Annotated in this window: 17 protein-coding genes and 1 tRNA gene; 7 read left to right on the top strand and 11 right to left on the bottom strand. The window is 36.1% G+C overall.

The window, feature by feature from the left end; genetic code table 11:
- The first annotated feature begins 7 nt into the window (after nt 1-7).
- Nucleotides 8-394 (top strand): DUF3461 family protein, encoded by a 387-nt coding sequence (locus INT04_RS16565; protein ID WP_006535910.1) that lies wholly within the window; start codon nt 8-10, stop codon nt 392-394.
- A 149-nt stretch (nt 395-543) separates the two neighbouring features.
- On the opposite strand, the gene INT04_RS16560 is transcribed toward INT04_RS16565, so the two are convergent.
- The 6 genes from INT04_RS16560 to syd all read right to left on the bottom strand — a co-directional run bounded on the left by INT04_RS16560 (nt 544) and on the right by syd (nt 6,581).
- Nucleotides 544-987 carry a flavodoxin gene (locus tag INT04_RS16560; RefSeq protein ID WP_193017210.1) on the bottom strand — a complete coding sequence of 148 codons (444 nt, stop codon included), beginning with the start codon at nt 985-987 and terminating at the stop codon, nt 544-546.
- A gap of 89 nt (nt 988-1,076) precedes the next feature.
- Nucleotides 1,077-2,561, bottom strand: a complete 1,485-nt coding sequence (locus tag INT04_RS16555) for a hypothetical protein (RefSeq protein WP_193017209.1) — start codon at nt 2,559-2,561, stop codon at nt 1,077-1,079.
- A gap of 157 nt (nt 2,562-2,718) precedes the next feature.
- A complete protein-coding gene (gene ptsG / locus INT04_RS16550) occupies nt 2,719-4,164 on the bottom strand; it encodes a PTS glucose transporter subunit IIBC (RefSeq protein ID WP_193017208.1) in 1,446 nt (481 codons plus the stop codon).
- Between the two features lie 301 nt (nt 4,165-4,465).
- Complete coding sequence (gene truC, locus INT04_RS16545) at nt 4,466-5,230, bottom strand: tRNA pseudouridine(65) synthase TruC (RefSeq protein WP_193017207.1); 765 nt, start codon at nt 5,228-5,230, stop codon at nt 4,466-4,468.
- Between the two features lie 8 nt (nt 5,231-5,238).
- On the bottom strand, nt 5,239-5,562 hold the full coding sequence (locus INT04_RS16540) for a YqcC family protein (RefSeq protein ID WP_193017206.1): 324 nt from the start codon (nt 5,560-5,562) through the stop codon (nt 5,239-5,241).
- Between the two features lie 467 nt (nt 5,563-6,029).
- Nucleotides 6,030-6,581 (bottom strand): SecY-interacting protein, encoded by a 552-nt coding sequence (gene syd, locus INT04_RS16535; RefSeq protein ID WP_193017205.1) that lies wholly within the window; start codon nt 6,579-6,581, stop codon nt 6,030-6,032.
- Nucleotides 6,582-6,736: 155 nt separating this feature from the next.
- Here syd and queF point away from each other — a divergent pair, with 155 nt between their 5' ends.
- The 3 genes from queF to xni all read left to right on the top strand — a co-directional run bounded on the left by queF (nt 6,737) and on the right by xni (nt 9,797).
- Nucleotides 6,737-7,582 carry an NADPH-dependent 7-cyano-7-deazaguanine reductase QueF gene (gene queF / locus INT04_RS16530; RefSeq protein ID WP_193017204.1) on the top strand — a complete coding sequence of 282 codons (846 nt, stop codon included), beginning with the start codon at nt 6,737-6,739 and terminating at the stop codon, nt 7,580-7,582.
- A gap of 91 nt (nt 7,583-7,673) precedes the next feature.
- On the top strand, nt 7,674-9,041 hold the full coding sequence (gene ppnN, locus INT04_RS16525; protein WP_193017203.1) for a nucleotide 5'-monophosphate nucleosidase PpnN: 1,368 nt from the start codon (nt 7,674-7,676) through the stop codon (nt 9,039-9,041).
- Nucleotides 9,042-9,047: 6 nt separating this feature from the next.
- Nucleotides 9,048-9,797 carry a flap endonuclease Xni gene (gene xni / locus INT04_RS16520; protein WP_193017202.1) on the top strand — a complete coding sequence of 250 codons (750 nt, stop codon included), beginning with the start codon at nt 9,048-9,050 and terminating at the stop codon, nt 9,795-9,797.
- Nucleotides 9,798-9,955: 158 nt separating this feature from the next.
- Here the strand turns inward: xni and rlmM are convergent, their stop codons facing one another.
- Genes rlmM through INT04_RS16505 form a run of 3 tightly spaced genes read right to left on the bottom strand, consistent with a single transcriptional unit; the run spans nt 9,956 to nt 12,405 of the window.
- Entirely contained in the window at nt 9,956-11,053 is a 1,098-nt protein-coding gene (gene rlmM, locus INT04_RS16515) for a 23S rRNA (cytidine(2498)-2'-O)-methyltransferase RlmM (protein WP_193017201.1), read from the bottom strand.
- On the bottom strand, nt 11,046-11,441 hold the full coding sequence (locus INT04_RS16510) for a DUF423 domain-containing protein (protein ID WP_193017200.1): 396 nt from the start codon (nt 11,439-11,441) through the stop codon (nt 11,046-11,048). The genes rlmM and INT04_RS16510 overlap by 8 nt, the downstream gene beginning before the upstream one ends.
- A 43-nt stretch (nt 11,442-11,484) precedes the next feature.
- Nucleotides 11,485-12,405 carry a transcriptional regulator GcvA gene (locus INT04_RS16505; RefSeq protein WP_193017199.1) on the bottom strand — a complete coding sequence of 307 codons (921 nt, stop codon included), beginning with the start codon at nt 12,403-12,405 and terminating at the stop codon, nt 11,485-11,487.
- A 659-nt stretch (nt 12,406-13,064) separates the two neighbouring features.
- Between INT04_RS16505 and csdA the strand changes: the two genes are divergently transcribed.
- Both csdA and csdE read left to right on the top strand, forming a co-directional pair.
- On the top strand, nt 13,065-14,276 hold the full coding sequence (gene csdA / locus INT04_RS16500; RefSeq protein WP_193017198.1) for a cysteine desulfurase CsdA: 1,212 nt from the start codon (nt 13,065-13,067) through the stop codon (nt 14,274-14,276).
- 5 nt (nt 14,277-14,281) lie between these two features.
- Nucleotides 14,282-14,731, top strand: a complete 450-nt coding sequence (gene csdE / locus INT04_RS16495) for a cysteine desulfurase sulfur acceptor subunit CsdE (RefSeq protein ID WP_193017197.1) — start codon at nt 14,282-14,284, stop codon at nt 14,729-14,731.
- A 179-nt stretch (nt 14,732-14,910) separates the two neighbouring features.
- Here csdE and tcdA read toward each other — a convergent pair whose 3' ends face one another.
- Together tcdA and mltA are read right to left on the bottom strand one after the other, a co-directional pair.
- Entirely contained in the window at nt 14,911-15,732 is an 822-nt protein-coding gene (tcdA, locus tag INT04_RS16490; RefSeq protein WP_193017196.1) for a tRNA cyclic N6-threonylcarbamoyladenosine(37) synthase TcdA, read from the bottom strand.
- A 110-nt stretch (nt 15,733-15,842) separates the two neighbouring features.
- Nucleotides 15,843-16,937 (bottom strand): murein transglycosylase A, encoded by a 1,095-nt coding sequence (mltA, locus tag INT04_RS16485; protein WP_193017195.1) that lies wholly within the window; start codon nt 16,935-16,937, stop codon nt 15,843-15,845.
- 293 nt (nt 16,938-17,230) lie between these two features.
- On the opposite strand from mltA, the gene INT04_RS16480 reads away from it, so the two are divergent.
- Nucleotides 17,231-17,307: transfer RNA gene (locus INT04_RS16480), tRNA-Met, on the top strand.
- The last annotated feature ends 88 nt before the right edge of the window (nt 17,308-17,395 follow it).

Below are 17,395 nucleotides of genomic sequence, written 5' to 3'. Positions count from 1 at the left end.
CCAATATATGTACGATAATTTAAAAAATTTAGGGATCCCGCATCCTGAAGATATTGACCGCTATACCCTACGCCAAGAAGCTAACAACGATATTTTAAAAATCTATTTTCGCAAAGACAAAGGTGAGTTTTTTGCAAAAAGCGTAAAATTTAAATATCCGCGTCAACGTAAAACGATTTCTGATGGACAATCAGGACAAGGTTTTAAAGAAGTCAATGAAATCAATACTAACTTACGTTATGTCATTGAAGAATTAGATCAAATTTGCCAACAAGACCAAGTAGAAGTCGATTTAAAACATAAAATCCTAGACGACTTGCGTCACCTTGAGCATGTGGTCGCAAATAAAATTGCTGAAATTGAAGCAGATTTAGAAAAATTGACTCGCCGTTAGTAACAGATAATTTTAGCTAATATGTATGTCAGTTTTGTAAAAAATACCGCTTATTTACTGTATAAAACAGAAATAAGCGGTATTTTTAGAATAGAATACCTTGTTCATTATTTTGTTAATTAATTAAATTTATTGAGTTATTTTTCTATTTAACCTAACAGATTAGTCCAATTTTCAAGCCAATCTATTGCAAATACTTCTGGCTCAGCGACATCCATACCGTCTATTTTGAGTATTTCACCAATACGCTTTGATTGATGTTCTTGAAGTAACTCTTCAAATTGCATACCTGCGCCACAAAAATGGTCATAGCTGCTGTCACCTAAAGCGATTAAGCCATAACTTAGATTTGGCTGATAACCCACACTATCATGCAGTTCATGATATAGAGGTGCGATTGTATCCGGTAGGTCACCTTGTCCTGTGCTTGATGTTATTACAAGCACTGTCGAATATTTCTCCCAATCCACAAGAGTACCTTCTTCATAGACATTAGCTTGATGATTGTGCTCAAGTAAAATACGTTGAGCCTCTTCAGCAACCGCTAACGCATTGCCATAAACTGTGCCTACAAAAATACCGACTTTAGCCATAATATTTAATCCACTTAATTAATTTAAAAACTAATAAAATAGCTTAAAACATATAATAAATTTATTTTATTCTCAATAAATTTAAATTTCTATTTTTCAAAAAGAGATTTTTTAAAATCCCCCCACATGCTACTTTCACCATATAAATAACTTATTAAACCTTTAGGATTATTTATTTTTGATAGTATTGATGTTGTAATCAGACAAACTTCATTAATAGAAAAATACTTATGTTGTACTTCCTCATATGAATCAAGATAAGATGACAATTTATTAATGTTATTTTTATATTCAGTTAATAATTTAGTAGAATCATTCTTTTTCCAAAAAGAAAAAAAGCGACATACTTTAAATAAAAAACCTGTTCTCTTTCTTTTTATACAAATATCAATTAATTTCTCGCATTCATTTAATTTTTTTTTGATTTTATCTATTGAATCACAACTAATTTTCTTTTCACTTGGTACTAAGTTGGAAACTAAATTTCTTATTTTATTTTCATATTCATCATAAAGCTCAGAAAAAGGTTTTACTCGTTTTAATTCCAAATCTAAAGATTCTGTGTTCGATTCTACTTTCTTTATTTTTTCTAACAATTCATACTGTTTTTTTTCTTCTAAAATACGAAAATTAAGATTATTAACATAACGTTGATGAAACAAATTTAAATTTTTATAATTATCATTAAAATAAGAATATTTTTCACATGATTTTTCAGCAGCAGAAAGGATACCCTTATTTACTTGAAGTAACTCTCTAATATTCCCGAGCAATTCTTTATTATCATTTTCAAAGCTTAAAAAATGACTATTTTTTTCAAGGTCTATAAATTTGTTATATTTAATTGCTGTTTTATATAATTTATTAATATTATCACTAAGAAAGTTAAATAATATTTCAAATTCACAAAATGTCACCCTATAATTATTTAACCCTTTATTTTTATTTGTTTCTTTAATGATACCCTTACTATTTATTAGTGTGTCATCCACAATTTTAATATCAACATTATTTTTAGCCACTTTTATACCACCAAGTTTAACTAAAATCATATCATGATCATTTAATTTAAAAGGAAAATTACAACCTTCATTTAATTCTATAGTTTTGGTTTTTAATTTTTTAATCAATTTATCAACAGACTTAACTTTAGTTTTTGAAAATATATTCCTATCAAGAAAAAAATTAATATTTTTATTATCAAAAATTTTATTTTTAAATGTCGTAGAATTTGTTTCATTGATTATATAATTAATAGAATCACTTATTTTACTCAACGACATTTCTTTATCTACTATTTGATTTATTTTATTTTTAGCTGCATTAATTTTCTCCAAATGACGTGGGTTATCTTTCACATAACAATCAATAACACATCTTAATTCATTCCCTATATTAACAATAATATTTTTATCAATATAAATACATTTATGCTTATTCTTTAAAATAGAAAAATCATTTTCAGATAAACTATTTTCTGAATTTATTATTTTATTCGACAATAAAAAACCAATATTTTCTTTTTTATCATGCAAGGATAATATTTTATTAAAACCATAAGATAATACTTTCATTATTTTTACTCTCATCATTATAAATTATGATAAAAAATACATGAAAATAATGATTAATAATTTCAAAAAAAAATTAATACACATAATGGAGAATATAAAAAAACACCCTTAATAATAAAATTAAGCGTGTTTTTTTATAATTAAAGAATACTATTCATTATTCAGCTTTATCCAAAGACCGAATATATTCATCCATTTCAGTTTTGAGATTATCTGATTTAGGGCCAAAAATTGCTTGAATACCCGAGCCAACGACCACAACACCAGCAGCACCTAGTCGTTTTAATTCATCACGATCGACTTTTTCAATTTCTTTAACACCAATACGTAAACGAGTAATACACGCATCTAAGCTACTAATATTATCCTTTCCTCCAAAAGCGTTAACTAAAGATTGCCCCATTGCACTTCTATCGGCCTGTTTAGCATTTTTATCTTCAACTTCACGACCTGGAGTTTTCAAATTTAGTTTAACGATTAAAAAGCGGAAAATAGAATAATACGTTATCGCATAAAGTATGCCAATAATTGGGAACAGATACAGTTTACTGCTGTTGCCACTTAATACGATAAAGTCAATTAAGCCATGAGAGAAACTTGTACCATCACGCATACCTAACAAGATACAAATAACAAATGCTAAGCCTGCTAAAATAGCGTGGATAACATAAAGAATCGGTGCAACAAACATAAATGAGAATTCAATAGGCTCTGTGATCCCTGTTAAAAAGGCAGTTAATGCCGCAGAAATCATAATACCACCCACTTTTACACGATTCTCAGGGCGTGCTGAATGCCAAATCGCAATGGCCGCAGCAGGTAAACCAAACATTTTAAATAAGAAACCACCAGACAACATACCCGCAGTTGGGTCACCAGCCATATAGCGAGGTATATCACCGTGGAATACTTGCCCTGCACTATTTACATATTCACCCACTTGCATTTGGAATGGCACATTCCAGATGTGGTGTAAACCAAATGGCACTAATGCACGCTCTACAACACCATAAATACCGAAAGCAACAGCAGGGTTTTGATATGCAGCCCATTCAGAAAAACGTTGGATAGCAGTACCGATAGGAGGCCAAATAAACGCTAAGATAATACCAATGAAAATAGCAATTAAACCTGAAATAATAGGGACAAAGCGTTTACCCGCAAAGAAACCTAGATACTCAGGTAATTTAATCCGATAAAAACGGTTAAACATGGAAGCTGCAATAATACCGGCAATAATTCCGCCTAGCACCCCAGTATCCGTCAAATGTTGAGCCTCGATTTCCGCAGGTGTAAGACCCAAAACCCAAGGAGCAACTACAATCATGGTTTTAGACATGATGCCGTAAGCCACAACTGAAGCAAGTGCTGATACCCCATCATTATTGGTAAAACCTAACGCAACACCAATAGCAAAAATAAGAGGCATATTAGAGAAAACAGAGCCCCCCGCTTCCGCCATAACTTGAGAAACAGAAGAGGGGATCCATGAAAGATCAGCGGAACCAACCCCTAATAAAATACCGGCAATAGGCAGTACAGATACCGGTAACATCAAGGACTTTCCGATTTTTTGTAAAACAACAAATAGGTTTTTAAACATCAAGCAGACTCCCGGAATGTGGGTTTTATATGTTATAAGTTTTTTATGTGTTTAAAGTAGTGTGGGTCTCATCTCATAAACTTATCTAATGATAAGCCTTATTTATTTCACATCATAAAATAAATCGCTTAATGAATACATGATAGCTGTCACGTTTCATTACATGTGATCAGATCAATTAATAGAATTATATATTTTACAGATAGTTAAAATTAACTTTAAATTTGCGCAAACTATCAAGACTTAAGTAAAAAAGCCTTGATAGTCACCATTTGAAAGTAATATTAAAATAAGAAAGGAATTAAAAATGATGAGATAAATCGTCACCATACTGCTCTAATTCAGGTCTTAATCCACGCCAACCAAATTGATTAATAAGATGTTGCCAAGGCAAATCCCATTGAGCGGTCAAATTAAGCGGCTGCAAGGTAATAGGATGAATTAAGTTTAGATGGCTTGCATGTAACATCAAGCGATGAGATTGAAAATTGTTTACAACACCGCGGTTCTGACGTAAATCCCCATGAGCAGTATCACCAATAATAGGGTGACGAATATGAGTCATATGACGGCGTAATTGATGTTTACGGCCTGTTTCAGGGCGTAATTCTAATAGGCTAAATCGTGATGTCAGATAGCGTCCAATCGCCACGTCTTTTTCAACTGTCGCTAATGGCTGGCAATGCGTCACACATTCTTGAATTTTTGGAGGTTGAGTAGCAAATTTATCAGCTATTTTATCTTGTTCTTCCACTAGCGGGCTATCAATCACTAGCGCCTCTTCAACATACCCTCTAACAACCGCATGATAGATTTTTTCTGTTTTATGCTGTTCAAAATATTGAGAAAGTATTCTCGCAACATCGGATGAAAGTGCCATTAATAATACACCCGATGTAGGTCTGTCTAAGCGATGAACAGGGAAAACATGTTGCCCTATTTGATCTCTCACTGTTTGCATCACAAACACCGTTTCGTGCCTATCTAACCAACTGCGGTGAACAAGCCAACCTGCGGGTTTATTCACCGCAATAAGATATTCATCCTGATAAATAATATCTAACATTGTCTACCTTACGATTTAAACATAGCGTCAAGTTCACGCAAATGATTGAGTAAATCAGCAAAGTTACGACTTTCATCATCTTTAAATGCTTCTTCATAATAAGGCGTAATAGAGAATTCGCTTGGTAATGACATACCGCGTTCAATCATCGATGACAACCGAGGAATTAATACCCACTGTAACCATTCGAGAGCACTCATCGTGTCAATACAAAAAGGCTCTGTGCTTTCAAATGCTTTTTCAGTTGGAGATTCTGCTTGCCATAGCTCAATATTCTTCATCTCGCCTTCGATCAAGCGTAATTTTGCGAGAATGTGGTGTTCGGGTGTCATTTGTTATTCCTTATATAAAATCTATGAATAAGGATAACATTGGGATGGAATAGCAGAAAACAAATAAAAAAATAAAAGGAGCCGAAACTCCTTTTAGACAAGAAAAATAGTTGTCTGTACAACACTTATGCATCCAAGCAAGACCGTTTTATTCTATCCCTGTGACTAAGTCTGTATCTGCATTAATGGAAATATCCTATCTCCTGCACCCTCGATTACTTAACATTATATCGGCCACCAAACAGTTCCTTCGTTGGTGGACGTAGAATGCCAATAATTGGTTAGTTAAACAACCCACAAAATAAAAACAATATAAATATGATATCTATAAGAAAAAACAATGTGTTAATAACTTATTGCTCTACTTAAACAAATCAAATTTATTGCCATTATTTAACTTTAATTTCTAAAAAAACAGGCTATTTTTGTAAGATATATCTCACAACGAAAATAGTTTAAAGATGACATTACTCATTATATACCGCAGTTAATTCTGATAGGAAAAGCGATAAATTATCCGCTAAAACATTTCTTTTCTTTTTTCCAAAAGTTTCAAGAATCACTTCACCAGAAACATTGCATACTGAAATGATCTCGTTTTCTGAATCTGTTGTACCAATAAATAATGTTGGCGTCAGTTTAAGTCGTTTCTGTGTCACTAAATGCCCAATAATATTTTCTTGCAAACGAATAAAATCCTCTTCACTCCACACTTGGATCAAACTTAAATGGATGCCTCGAAAGCAAACCTGCATATCCCCTGCATATTGCGTTGTAAAGTAATCATGTAATTCAGGACGAATGATTATTCCCATCGCTTTTTCAACTTTTTCTAGCTTATCTGTCCCCATAAACGGTTGGGGTAGCCAGTAAACAACTTCATCACCTGTTCTTGATATACAAATAGAAGGAACACCATAAAGATCAGCACTTGCAGGAGGTAAGCCCGATTTTTCTTGCCATAAATCGATATATTTTTGTGTAAAGGCTTTTAATTCAGAGGAGATATTTTCAGTCATGGTTATCAGCTTTATCGATTAAATAAGAATTAAGGTTTATGTTACCTGATTATGAAGTTAATTCAGAGCATCAAAAATAAAGCATTCATATACTATTAAAGTTTCAATAGTATAATTAGCTTCTTTTATTTTCAGTTAACGTTAGGATGTCAGTTATGTCTTTATATCAAGGCGATAAATCTCTTGAGGCATTATCTCTAGGCAAAGAAACTCAATATTATGATCACTACGATGCCAAATTATTGCAAGGTGTTCCTCGTAGCCTAAATCGAGATTCGCTCTCTTTAACTGCTGAAAACTTACCTTTTCACGGTGGTGATATTTGGACAATGTATGAACTCTCTTGGCTTAATAGCAAAGGTCTACCACAAGTTGCGATTGGTCATGTTGAATTAGACGCAACAACTGAAAATCTCATTGAATCTAAAAGCTTTAAATTATATCTCAATAGTTTTAATCAAACTCGCTTTGAAAGTTGGGATATTGTTGAGAAAACCTTACTTAATGATTTAACGACTTGTGCTAAAGGCAAAGTAAATCTGACTCTTTATCCACTTTCGCATTTTACATCACAACCTATTGTTGATTTTGTTGGAGAGTGTATTGATGAACAAGATATTGAAATTGAACATTATGAATTTGACGCACATTGGTTAAACGAATCAACAACCGATACTCAAGTTGAGGAAACCCTTGTCAGTCATCTGTTAAAATCAAACTGCCTTATTACCCATCAACCAGATTGGGGCTCAGTCGCTATCCGATATAAAGGCAAAAAAATTGATCGTGAAAAATTACTGCGTTATTTAGTCTCGTTTAGGCAACATAATGAATTTCATGAACAATGTATTGAGCGAATTTTTCACGATATCATGCAGTTTTGTTCGCCAAAAACATTAACCGTTTATGCAAGATATACACGACGAGGTGGATTAGATATCAATCCTTGGCGTAGTAATTGTGAGTTTGTTCCAGAAATCAGTCGATTAGCCAGACAATAACAGGAATAATGCCTGTATGTTGATATGATCTGTGTTATACCAAGATCAGTTGCACTTCAGTTTGTTATTTCAGGAGAAAAAGGAGTCCTACGTGATAACTCATGTCAGCCCATTAGGTTCCATGGATCTGCTTTCACAGCTAGAAGTTGATATGCTAAAGAGAACCGCAAGCAGTGATCTTTACCAACTGTTTCGCAATTGCTCTCTTGCTGTTCTCAACTCTGGTAGCCTTACTGATAGTAGTAAAGAACTGTTATCTAAATACCAAGATTTTGATATTAACGTACTGCGCCGTGAACGTGGCGTGAAATTAGAGTTAGTCAATCCTCCTGAAGACGCCTTTGTTGACGGAAAAATTATTCGCTCATTGCAAGCTAACTTATTTGCTGTGCTTCGAGACATTTTATTTGTTCATGGGCAGATCACCACAGCAAAGCGTGACCTTCACCTGAACTTAGAAAATAGCACCCATATTACTAATACTATTTTTTCTATCTTACGTAATGCAAGAGCTCTACATATTGATGAAGATCCCAATATGATCGTCTGCTGGGGTGGACACTCAATCAATGAAACAGAGTACCTTTATGGTAGAAAGGTGGGGAACGAATTAGGGTTACGTGAGCTTAATATCTGTACAGGCTGTGGCCCTGGTGCGATGGAGGCTCCCATGAAAGGTGCCGCTGTCGGTCATGCTCAACAACGTTATAACAATAGCCGTTTTATTGGTATGACAGAACCTTCAATTATTGCTGCTGAGCCACCAAATCCATTGGTTAACGAACTGATTATCATGCCAGATATTGAAAAACGTCTGGAATCGTTCGTTCGTATTGGCCATGGTATTATTATTTTTCCTGGTGGCGTGGGTACAGCCGAAGAATTGTTGTATCTGCTTGGCATTCTTATGTCGCCAGAAAACCAAGATCAAGTATTACCACTGATTTTAACTGGCCCTAAAGAGAGTGCTGATTATTTCAATGTCCTTGATGATTTTATCGCGAATACATTAGGTGATGAGGCTCGACGTCATTACCAAATTATTATTGATGATGCACCTGAAGTGGCACGTATCATGAAAAAATATATGCCATTGGTAAAAGATAATCGTCGTAGCACGGGTGATGCTTATAGCTTTAACTGGTCAATGAAGATCAATGCTGATTTACAACATCCTTTTGAACCAACACACGAAAATATGGCATCACTTAACCTAAACACCAATCAATCTCCTGAAAAACTAGCCGCTGACTTACGTCGTGCTTTCTCAGGTATTGTTGCCGGTAACGTAAAAGAAGTGGGCATGAAAGCAATTGAAGCTCATGGCCCTTATAAAATTCATGGTGACAGTGAAATAATGCGTCGCATGGATATTTTATTAGCAGGCTTTGTTGAGCAACACCGAATGAAACTTCCAGGTGGTACAGCTTACCAACCTTGTTACGAGATTATCAGCTAATTCATTATGATACATTTGCTGATTATTGATGCTTTAAACCTGATCCGTCGCATTCATGCGGCATCAGGTTCTTCCTGTCTTACTGTGTGTGAGCAAAGTGTCAATCAACTACTTGGTCACACACAACCTACCCATGCTGTCGCTGTCTTTGATGAAGACGACCGAGATGGTAGTTGGCGTCATCAACTCTTGCCGGATTATAAAGCAGGAAGAACACCAATGCCTGATGATTTGCGGCAACAATTACCTGAAATTAAAGCGATGTTACTGAATTTAGGTATACAAAGTTGGCACTCAGGGGGTGATGAAGCAGATGATGTTGCCGCCACATTGGCAACCAAAGTCGCTCATGCAGGTTTTCGAGTCACGATTATTTCCACAGATAAAGGTTACTGTCAGTTACTTTCCCCTTCTATCCGTATTCGAGATTACTTCCAACGTCGCTGGCTAGATTTAGAATTTATTCGTGCTGAATTCGGTGTTGATCCCTCTCAGCTTACTGACTATTGGGGATTAACGGGTGTAAGTAGCAGTAAAGTTGCTGGTATTCCTGGTATTGGTCCTAAAAGTGCTACGGCGCTTTTACAGCTTCATTCCAATTTAGAATCACTTTATCAGCATATTGATGATGTGCCGAAAAAATGGCAGAACAAACTTATAGAGCACAAAGAATCTGCCTTTATTAGCCGGAAAATCACAACATTACGTACTGATATTCAATTAGACGGCAATCTGCAACAGCTACGTTTAAAATAACTGCGTTTAAAATAGTTGGATTCTAATTTATTGAATCTCAATTAGTCGATATTTTAAATAATCACATACCAAAGAAAAAGGCTAAGCCTATGAAAATAAACGCTTAGCCTTTCTATTACTACCAATAGAAAATCAATTAACAATTATTTATCAATAAATTAGAATTCACGATCTGGCCGATATGCCGCCCAAATATTTTGAACATGAACTGTAATTTCTTCTCTATCATGATAAAGATGTTTCGCTTGAATTTTAACGTTAATGCCTTTTTCAGCAAGTTCTGTCTTCATTTTTTCAAGAATATGAGACACTTCTTCATAACGTTTTTTCATTGGGAGTTTTAAATTAAAAATAGCTTCACGACACCATTCATTCGCAATCCATGTCGTGATTAACGCAGCTACTTTTGCTGGTTTTTCAACCATATCACAAACAAGCCACGTAATATTTTTAGACGTCGGCTCAAACTTAAAACCATCAACTTCATGATGACGTACTTGCCCTGTATCCATTAAAGATTGTGCCATAGGGCCATTATCAACCGCATGTACCATCATACTTCGCTTCACTAGCTGATAAGTCCAACCACCAGGGCAAGCTCCTAAATCGACGGCTTTCATTCCACTTGCTAAACGCTCTTCCCATTCTTCATAAGGAATAAATATATGAAATGCTTCTTCCAGTTTTAGCGTTGAACGACTTGGCGCATCAGATGGGAATTTTAAGCGGGGGATACCCATATAGAATGCCGAATTATTAAAGCTATAAGAATAACCAACATAACAACAGCCTGGCGCAATAAAAAACACATGAATAATAGGTCGGCTAAAATTCTCTACTTTTAAGAGAATTTTTTCATTACGTAAATGATTACGTAATGGCACCGTAAACTTGCGGCAGAATTTTAATAATTCTTTACTTTCATTAGTATCAGCAACTTCAACGCGTAATTCACCTGCTTTTTCAATAGCACCTTGAAGCATACTTACAATAGGTGTAATTCTATCTTCTGGTGGTAAACCTTTGAGTAACTCACCAGTGACAAACATTTGACGAGCAAAAATGAGTTCACGAAAACTTACTTGGCGTGCAATTTTATCAGCATCACCTTCTTGATAACATTCAAAAATCACATAACCGCTTCCCTCTTTAACACGAGGAAAACCATAAACGCCGATTTGACCTGCTTTATCCGTAATCTCAGCCGCGCACTCTTTTTCAAAACCTTGGCGACAATATAATGCAACTTTATTCATGGCGAGACGCCGGTGCCCTTAGACGCAAAGCGCCAATAAAAATTAAAGTCCAACCAATAAGAAAACTAAATCCACCAATTGGCGTAAAATAAGATAATAATCTCACTTGTGTCAGCGCCATACAATAAAGGCTACCACTGAAAAGTAGAATACCAACACTAAAGAAAATACCTGCCCAATAAAACCATAAAATTGTTTTACGCATTAATATCGCCGCAATACCGACAAGAACCAAGGTATGTACGATTTGATAACGCATCGCTAACTCAATGTATCCCCAATGCTGTGGCGATAAATGAGGGGCTAATTTATGTGTTGCAAATGCACCAAAAGCAACATAAAAAAAGCCACTGATCGCGGAAAACATAAGCAATGTACGACTATTCACTGTTTATTCCTGCCTATTTAGAAGATATTTGCCAATTTCAATATTAAGATGATGTCAGTAAACCCAGCTTTTCTTGCTCATTTGCTGCTTGTGATAAAATCCATTGACGAAAAGCGGCAATTTTACCCAATTCAGCCTGGCTATCTTGGCAAACTAAATAAAACGCATTTTTACTCACAAGAACATCTGGAAAAGGTCTGATTAATCGACCTGATTCTATTTCACTACGCGCCATAACATTATTAACTAATGCAACACCTTGCCCGTGTACAGCTGCCTGTATCACCATTGAGCTATGGCTGAAAATAGGTCCCTGCTGTACATTAATCTGATTTTGTATCTCTAATTGACGTACATAAGCTTGCCAATCTCGACGAGATGTATCATGCAGTAGTGTATGATAAATCAGATCGGACGGGGTTTTTAGTGGTTTTTCACCTGTAAGTAAAGTGGGAGCACAAACTGGAATTAAATATTCCGCATAAAGACGGTCTGTACGTAATCCCGTCCAATTACTTCGCCCATAAAAAATCGCCACATCAACATCGTCTGCTAGCTTATCTTCTTCTCTATCAACAGCCTGAATTCGCACATCAATGCCAGGATAAGCTTGGTTAAATCCAGATAATCGAGGAACTAGCCATTGAATAGCAAAGCTAGGAGAAAGGCTCACCGTTAGTGCACCTTTTGCACTTCGTGCTAATAACTTGCGCGTTGCCTCATTAATGGATGAAAAGATTTCCTTAATATCGAGGTAATAACTCTGCCCTTCCTCTGTCAATAAAAGGGAGCGGTTGCGTCTTCTAAATAATTTTAGCCCAAGAAATTCTTCTAATGTTTTAATTTGATGGCTAACGGCGGCTTGTGTCACAAATAATTCTTCAGCGGCTTTAGTAAAACTTAAATGACGTGCCGCTGAATCAAAAACCCTAAGTGCATTTAATGGCGGTAAACGTTTAGACATATTCGGCTCTTAAACCCCTATTTTGACTATTAACAGATCTTAACTTTCATCATTAGTTTTTTTTATGCGAAGCATTATAAATTGTCCCTTGATGATTAGCCAGTAAATACCTATAGTAGGCGCACTTCCTAAGCCGGAACGAAAAGTTGTGTAGTCGTAATACTGCAAAACTTTTGGCTTTGTGGTTGTGATGTTGTGTTTGCAAGTTGTCTGGAAATTCCAGACTTAGTAGCTGATGCTACTGTTTTTTTTCACTTCCTGTACATTTACCCTGTCTGTCCATAGTGATTTTATAGTGCACCGCTAAGGCGGTGCTTTTTTTATTCCCTATTTTTCTCTATTTTTCATCCCTTCACCGACTCCGTTTTGCTGTTTTCATCCTTTTTTTACAATAAATTTATTGCCATTACTCTAAAAAATGGGCAATACGCGATTCTCGGCAATGAAAAATTTTTTAAATGCGCTCTCAAGTTAATATCTATGATTTTTATTGAGTAAACTTTCACCCTCTTTATCGTGTTATCATAACGGCATTACTACACTATAAATGTATATTCTTAGTTTTCCGTTATAAATAAATATAATTAACCGTATAATCTATACGTCCTATTTTAACTACAAATCACGAAAAATTATTCGTCTACCAATACAGCCTAATTATGAACGTATTTTCACCTGATTTATTCCGACAACAATTCCCTGCACTTAAAGAAAAGACTATTTATCTTGATAGTGCAGCTACCGCATTAAAGCCACATGCAATGATAGAAGCCACTGATGCATTTTATCGACATAGTTTTGCAACTGTTCATCGCAGCCAATATCAACATGCAAAAGAAACAACACAACAATTTGAAACAACACGCCAGCAAGTGGCTGAATTAATTAATAGTGCTGATAGTGACACTATCATTTGGACGAAAGGCACCACTGAATCACTTAATCTTATTGCTCAAAGCTATTTTCGCCCACGTTTGCAAGCTGGTGATGAAATCATTGTCAGCGAACAAGAGCACCACGCTAATCTCATTCCTTGGCTAATGTTGGCAGAACAAACGGGTGCACGAGTGATCCGTTGGGCAATTGGGGAGCATTTTTTACCTTCAATTGATAACCTAAATCATTTGATCAGTGAACGAACTCGTGTTGTGGCAATCAGCCAAATGTCGAATGTAACGGGCGCTCAAATCGCATTAGATAAAGTCTCTGATTGTGTTCATCAATACCCTAATTGCTTGCTCGTTGTTGATGGTGCACAAGGTATTGCGCATCATGCAATAGATGTAACTGCGCTTGAGATTGATTTTTATGTTTTTTCGGCACACAAACTTTATGGCCCTAATGGTTTAGGTGTTTGTTATGGTAAACGTGAATATTTAGAAGCGATGGCACCTTGGCATGGTGGTGGAAAAATGCTAATTAATGCAACGTTTGAAGGCTTCACACCAGCCTCTATTCCTCATCGTTTTGAAGCTGGAACACCTAATATTGCGGCTGTTCTTGCATTTTCAGCCACATTAACATGGCTAAAAACACAAGATATGTATCAGGCTAACCAATACACATTAGAACTTGCTGATGAAGCAGAAAAACGCCTAAGTGAGTTAGATGGCTTTATCAGCTATCGCGCACCAAATTCATCTGTCATTTCTTTTAATTTTGCAGGGATTCACCACAGTGATTTAGCCACATTAGTGACAGAAAAAAATATTGCATTACGCACAGGACAACACTGCGCACAGCCTCTTATTGATTCATTAAATATTTTAGGCTGTTTACGCATCTCTTTTATGCCTTATAATCAACGTGCTGATATTGATGCTTTTATTAATGCTATTAATTTTGCTTTAACACTTTTAAAAGACGAATAATCATAATGAACAACACACATTACCTCACCACTCAACATCCCTTTGGTCATGAAATTACCTTAGAGGCATTGCTTAGTGATTTTCAAAAATCAAAAGCATGGGAAGATAAATATCGCCAATTAATTCAACTTTCACGAAAATTACCCGCATTACCTGATGAATTAAAAACAACAGAAAAAGAGATAAAAGGTTGCGAAAATAGAGTGTGGCTGGGTGTTGAATTAAATAATGATGGTAAATATCATGTGTATGGTGATAGTGATGGGCGTATTGTAAAAGGCTTATTGACGGTTATCTTAACCGCAGTTGAAAATAAAACGGCACAGGAAATAGCTGATATCGATATATTAGCTATTTTTGAACAATTAGGATTGGCTAATCAAATTAGCCAATCTCGCACCGACGGAGTGAATGCGATTATCGCACGGCTAAAATCACTCACATCCCAGTATTAAGTTTGATACTCTAAATAATTCAAGTCACAGCTAGGCGACAAGTGAATAAGTCGCTAGGAGCATACATAAGTATGTGACTAGTGCGAATGAACGCAGTCAACAACGCTGTGGCTTGAAGTATGACGAGTATCATGAGTATGTGGCTAGTGCGAATGAACACAGTCAACAACGCTGTGGCTTTAAGCATGACGAGTATCATGAGCACGCTGCGCTTTCGCTAACATCTTCTTCAACGCATGAGACACTGCAATAAAACCAAACGACGCCGTTACCATCGTTACGGCGCCAAAGCCAGCTGAACAATCCATTCTTTTTACACCATCAGCCGTACTTTTAGTAGCACAAACCGACCCATCACCTTGTGGGTAAACCAGTTGTTCAGTTGAGAAAACACAGTCTATTCCTAACTTACCTTTGCCATTTTTTACAACATTAAAATCAGACTTCAATCGCTCACGTAATTTAGCAGCTAAAGGGTCTTGAATAGTTTTCGCCAAATCAACCACTTGAATTTGGGTTGGATCAATTTGCCCCCCTGCGCCCCCTGTTGTGATCACAGGAATTTTATAACGGCGACAATAAGCTAATAACGCAGCTTTAGGTCTAACGCTATCAATCGCATCAATCACATAATCAAAGTTGTTATTCATCATCTCAGCAACATTATCAACTGTGACAAAATCATCAACACTTGTGACATTACATTCTGGATTGATTTCCAAAATACGCTGTTTCATAACATCACATTTAGGCTGACCCACACTTTCTTTCAGTGCATGTATTTGCCTATTAGTATTTGTTACGCATACATCATCCATATCAATTAAGGTAATCGAGCCAATACCACTGCGAGCTAATGCTTCTGCTGCCCAGCTTCCTACACCACCAATACCCACGACACAAATATGAGCCTGAGCAAAATAAGACAATGCTTTTTGCCCATAAAGTCGCCCTATTCCAGAAAAGCGTTGTAAATATGAATCTGATAATGAATTTTGCATAATGCGATAACAACCTAAATAACAGAAATAATCATGGCTATTGTTATCAATAGCCATGTCGTTTGAGTGATTTTACCGTTAATAACGAGAAGATGAATAGTAAATCGTTTTTATAAAGATGGATTTAATAAATTAGGCTGTGATTTTTTTAATACCCAAACACGCCCATAGTGATTATAAAAACCTGCCATATGGCCTGCATCTTTACCAATACCATGATAAATATCGAAATGATGTCCTTTAATTGCCCCCCCTACATCTAAGGCCACCATTAAGCGCATTTGGTATTGTCCCGTAAATTTACCCGTATTATCAAGCACCGGAATTTCAGCCAGTAAAACGGTTCCAGCCGGAATAATACTTCTATCTGACGCAACTGAGGCCAGTGCAATTAATGGAATAGCACTCGCTCCTCTTACTGGCGTAAAAGGTTCGGGTTTAAAAAAGACAAATGAGGGATTTTCTTCTAATAATTTTCTCACCTCAATATCGCTATGTTTATCTGCCCACTCTCTAATAGCGAGCATCGACATATCTTTTCTTTCTACTTCACCATTATCAATAAGCACTTTACCAATGCTTCTATAAGGGTGTCCGTTTTTACCTGCATAGCCGAAGAAAGTGAGCGGTTTACCATCACCAAAATCCACATAACCACTGCCTTGAACTTCCATCATAAAGTTATCCATAATGGAATTACTGTAAGCTGCAATTAAAGATTGGCTTAATGCACCATTATAGATAGCGGCGCGAGAAGGTAATTTTGAACGGCTATTGGCAGGCATTTTATAAAGCGGGTACTGGAATTCACCTTGCGGTGTTAAACGGGCCTCAAGAACGGGTGAGTAATAACCCGTAAATTGGACATTACCGTAATTATCAACACCTTCCATTTGAAATGTTGAAAGATTAAATTGACGTAATTGACGAGTATCCGCGCCAGAACGTAACCAGTTTTCTACCGCTTCATAAGTCTCTTTATTGCTATTATACAAACGTGATGATGTTTGGCTTATTTGGCCGACTTGTTGTAGATAATCGGGGACATTAATCGGCGTACCTTGTGTATTTGGCGAATTGACTTCAATAAGATCTTGCTTAAGTTTTCCGTCTTTATATTGCTGTCCTTGTTCTGTTGGACGATGACATCCTGTCAAGGTAAGCGCTAACATACCTAAAATTAACGATTTTCGCCAAGTAACCATTTTTTGCCCGCTTAATGACTAAATTTGAGTGTTGATTTTGAATTAGAAAGATACCAAAGCCAAATCAAGAAAGATATGGATATACAACTTGTTAAGTCTTTCTATTATCACCTAATCAATATGACTTTTAAACATTAAGTATATACTCGACATAACTTGTAGCATGGCGAGTATAACTGCCTAAAATTACACCTCCATGTGTTATTTCTGACCGTTTTTAAAAGAAAATGATAAAAACTTCATAAAAAACTTGCAACTCAGCAGATCCTGAGTATAGTGCCCCTCTGTGGAGACGCGGGGTGGAGCAGCTTGGTAGCTCGTCGGGCTCATAACCCGAAGGTCGTCAGTTCAAATCTGGCCCCCGCAACCAATTCACAAAGTTGTAAAGCAGTAAGTTATAGTATCAGTCGCGGGATGGAGCAGCATGGTAGCTCGTCGGGCTCATAACCCGAAGGTCG

This window comes from Proteus sp. FME41 (assembly GCF_014897315.1).
GTDB lineage: Bacteria > Pseudomonadota > Gammaproteobacteria > Enterobacterales > Enterobacteriaceae > Proteus.
The sequence above is the reverse complement of the archived record's forward strand: the minus strand, read 5'-3'. Positions and strand labels throughout refer to the sequence as shown.

Coding starts and splice junctions, on each gene's coding strand:
- INT04_RS16565 (WP_006535910.1), top strand. CDS start 8: ATGTACGATAATTTAAAAAATTTAGGGATCCCGCATCCTGAAGATATT.
- INT04_RS16560 (WP_193017210.1), bottom strand. CDS start 987: ATGGCTAAAGTCGGTATTTTTGTAGGCACAGTTTATGGCAATGCGTTA.
- INT04_RS16555 (WP_193017209.1), bottom strand. CDS start 2,561: ATGAAAGTATTATCTTATGGTTTTAATAAAATATTATCCTTGCATGAT.
- ptsG (WP_193017208.1), bottom strand. CDS start 4,164: ATGTTTAAAAACCTATTTGTTGTTTTACAAAAAATCGGAAAGTCCTTG.
- truC (WP_193017207.1), bottom strand. CDS start 5,230: ATGTTAGATATTATTTATCAGGATGAATATCTTATTGCGGTGAATAAA.
- INT04_RS16540 (WP_193017206.1), bottom strand. CDS start 5,562: ATGACACCCGAACACCACATTCTCGCAAAATTACGCTTGATCGAAGGC.
- syd (WP_193017205.1), bottom strand. CDS start 6,581: ATGACTGAAAATATCTCCTCTGAATTAAAAGCCTTTACACAAAAATAT.
- queF (WP_193017204.1), top strand. CDS start 6,737: ATGTCTTTATATCAAGGCGATAAATCTCTTGAGGCATTATCTCTAGGC.
- xni (WP_193017202.1), top strand. CDS start 9,048: ATGATACATTTGCTGATTATTGATGCTTTAAACCTGATCCGTCGCATT.
- rlmM (WP_193017201.1), bottom strand. CDS start 11,053: ATGAATAAAGTTGCATTATATTGTCGCCAAGGTTTTGAAAAAGAGTGC.
- INT04_RS16505 (WP_193017199.1), bottom strand. CDS start 12,405: ATGTCTAAACGTTTACCGCCATTAAATGCACTTAGGGTTTTTGATTCA.
- csdA (WP_193017198.1), top strand. CDS start 13,065: ATGAACGTATTTTCACCTGATTTATTCCGACAACAATTCCCTGCACTT.
- csdE (WP_193017197.1), top strand. CDS start 14,282: ATGAACAACACACATTACCTCACCACTCAACATCCCTTTGGTCATGAA.
- tcdA (WP_193017196.1), bottom strand. CDS start 15,732: ATGCAAAATTCATTATCAGATTCATATTTACAACGCTTTTCTGGAATA.
- mltA (WP_193017195.1), bottom strand. CDS start 16,937: ATGGTTACTTGGCGAAAATCGTTAATTTTAGGTATGTTAGCGCTTACC.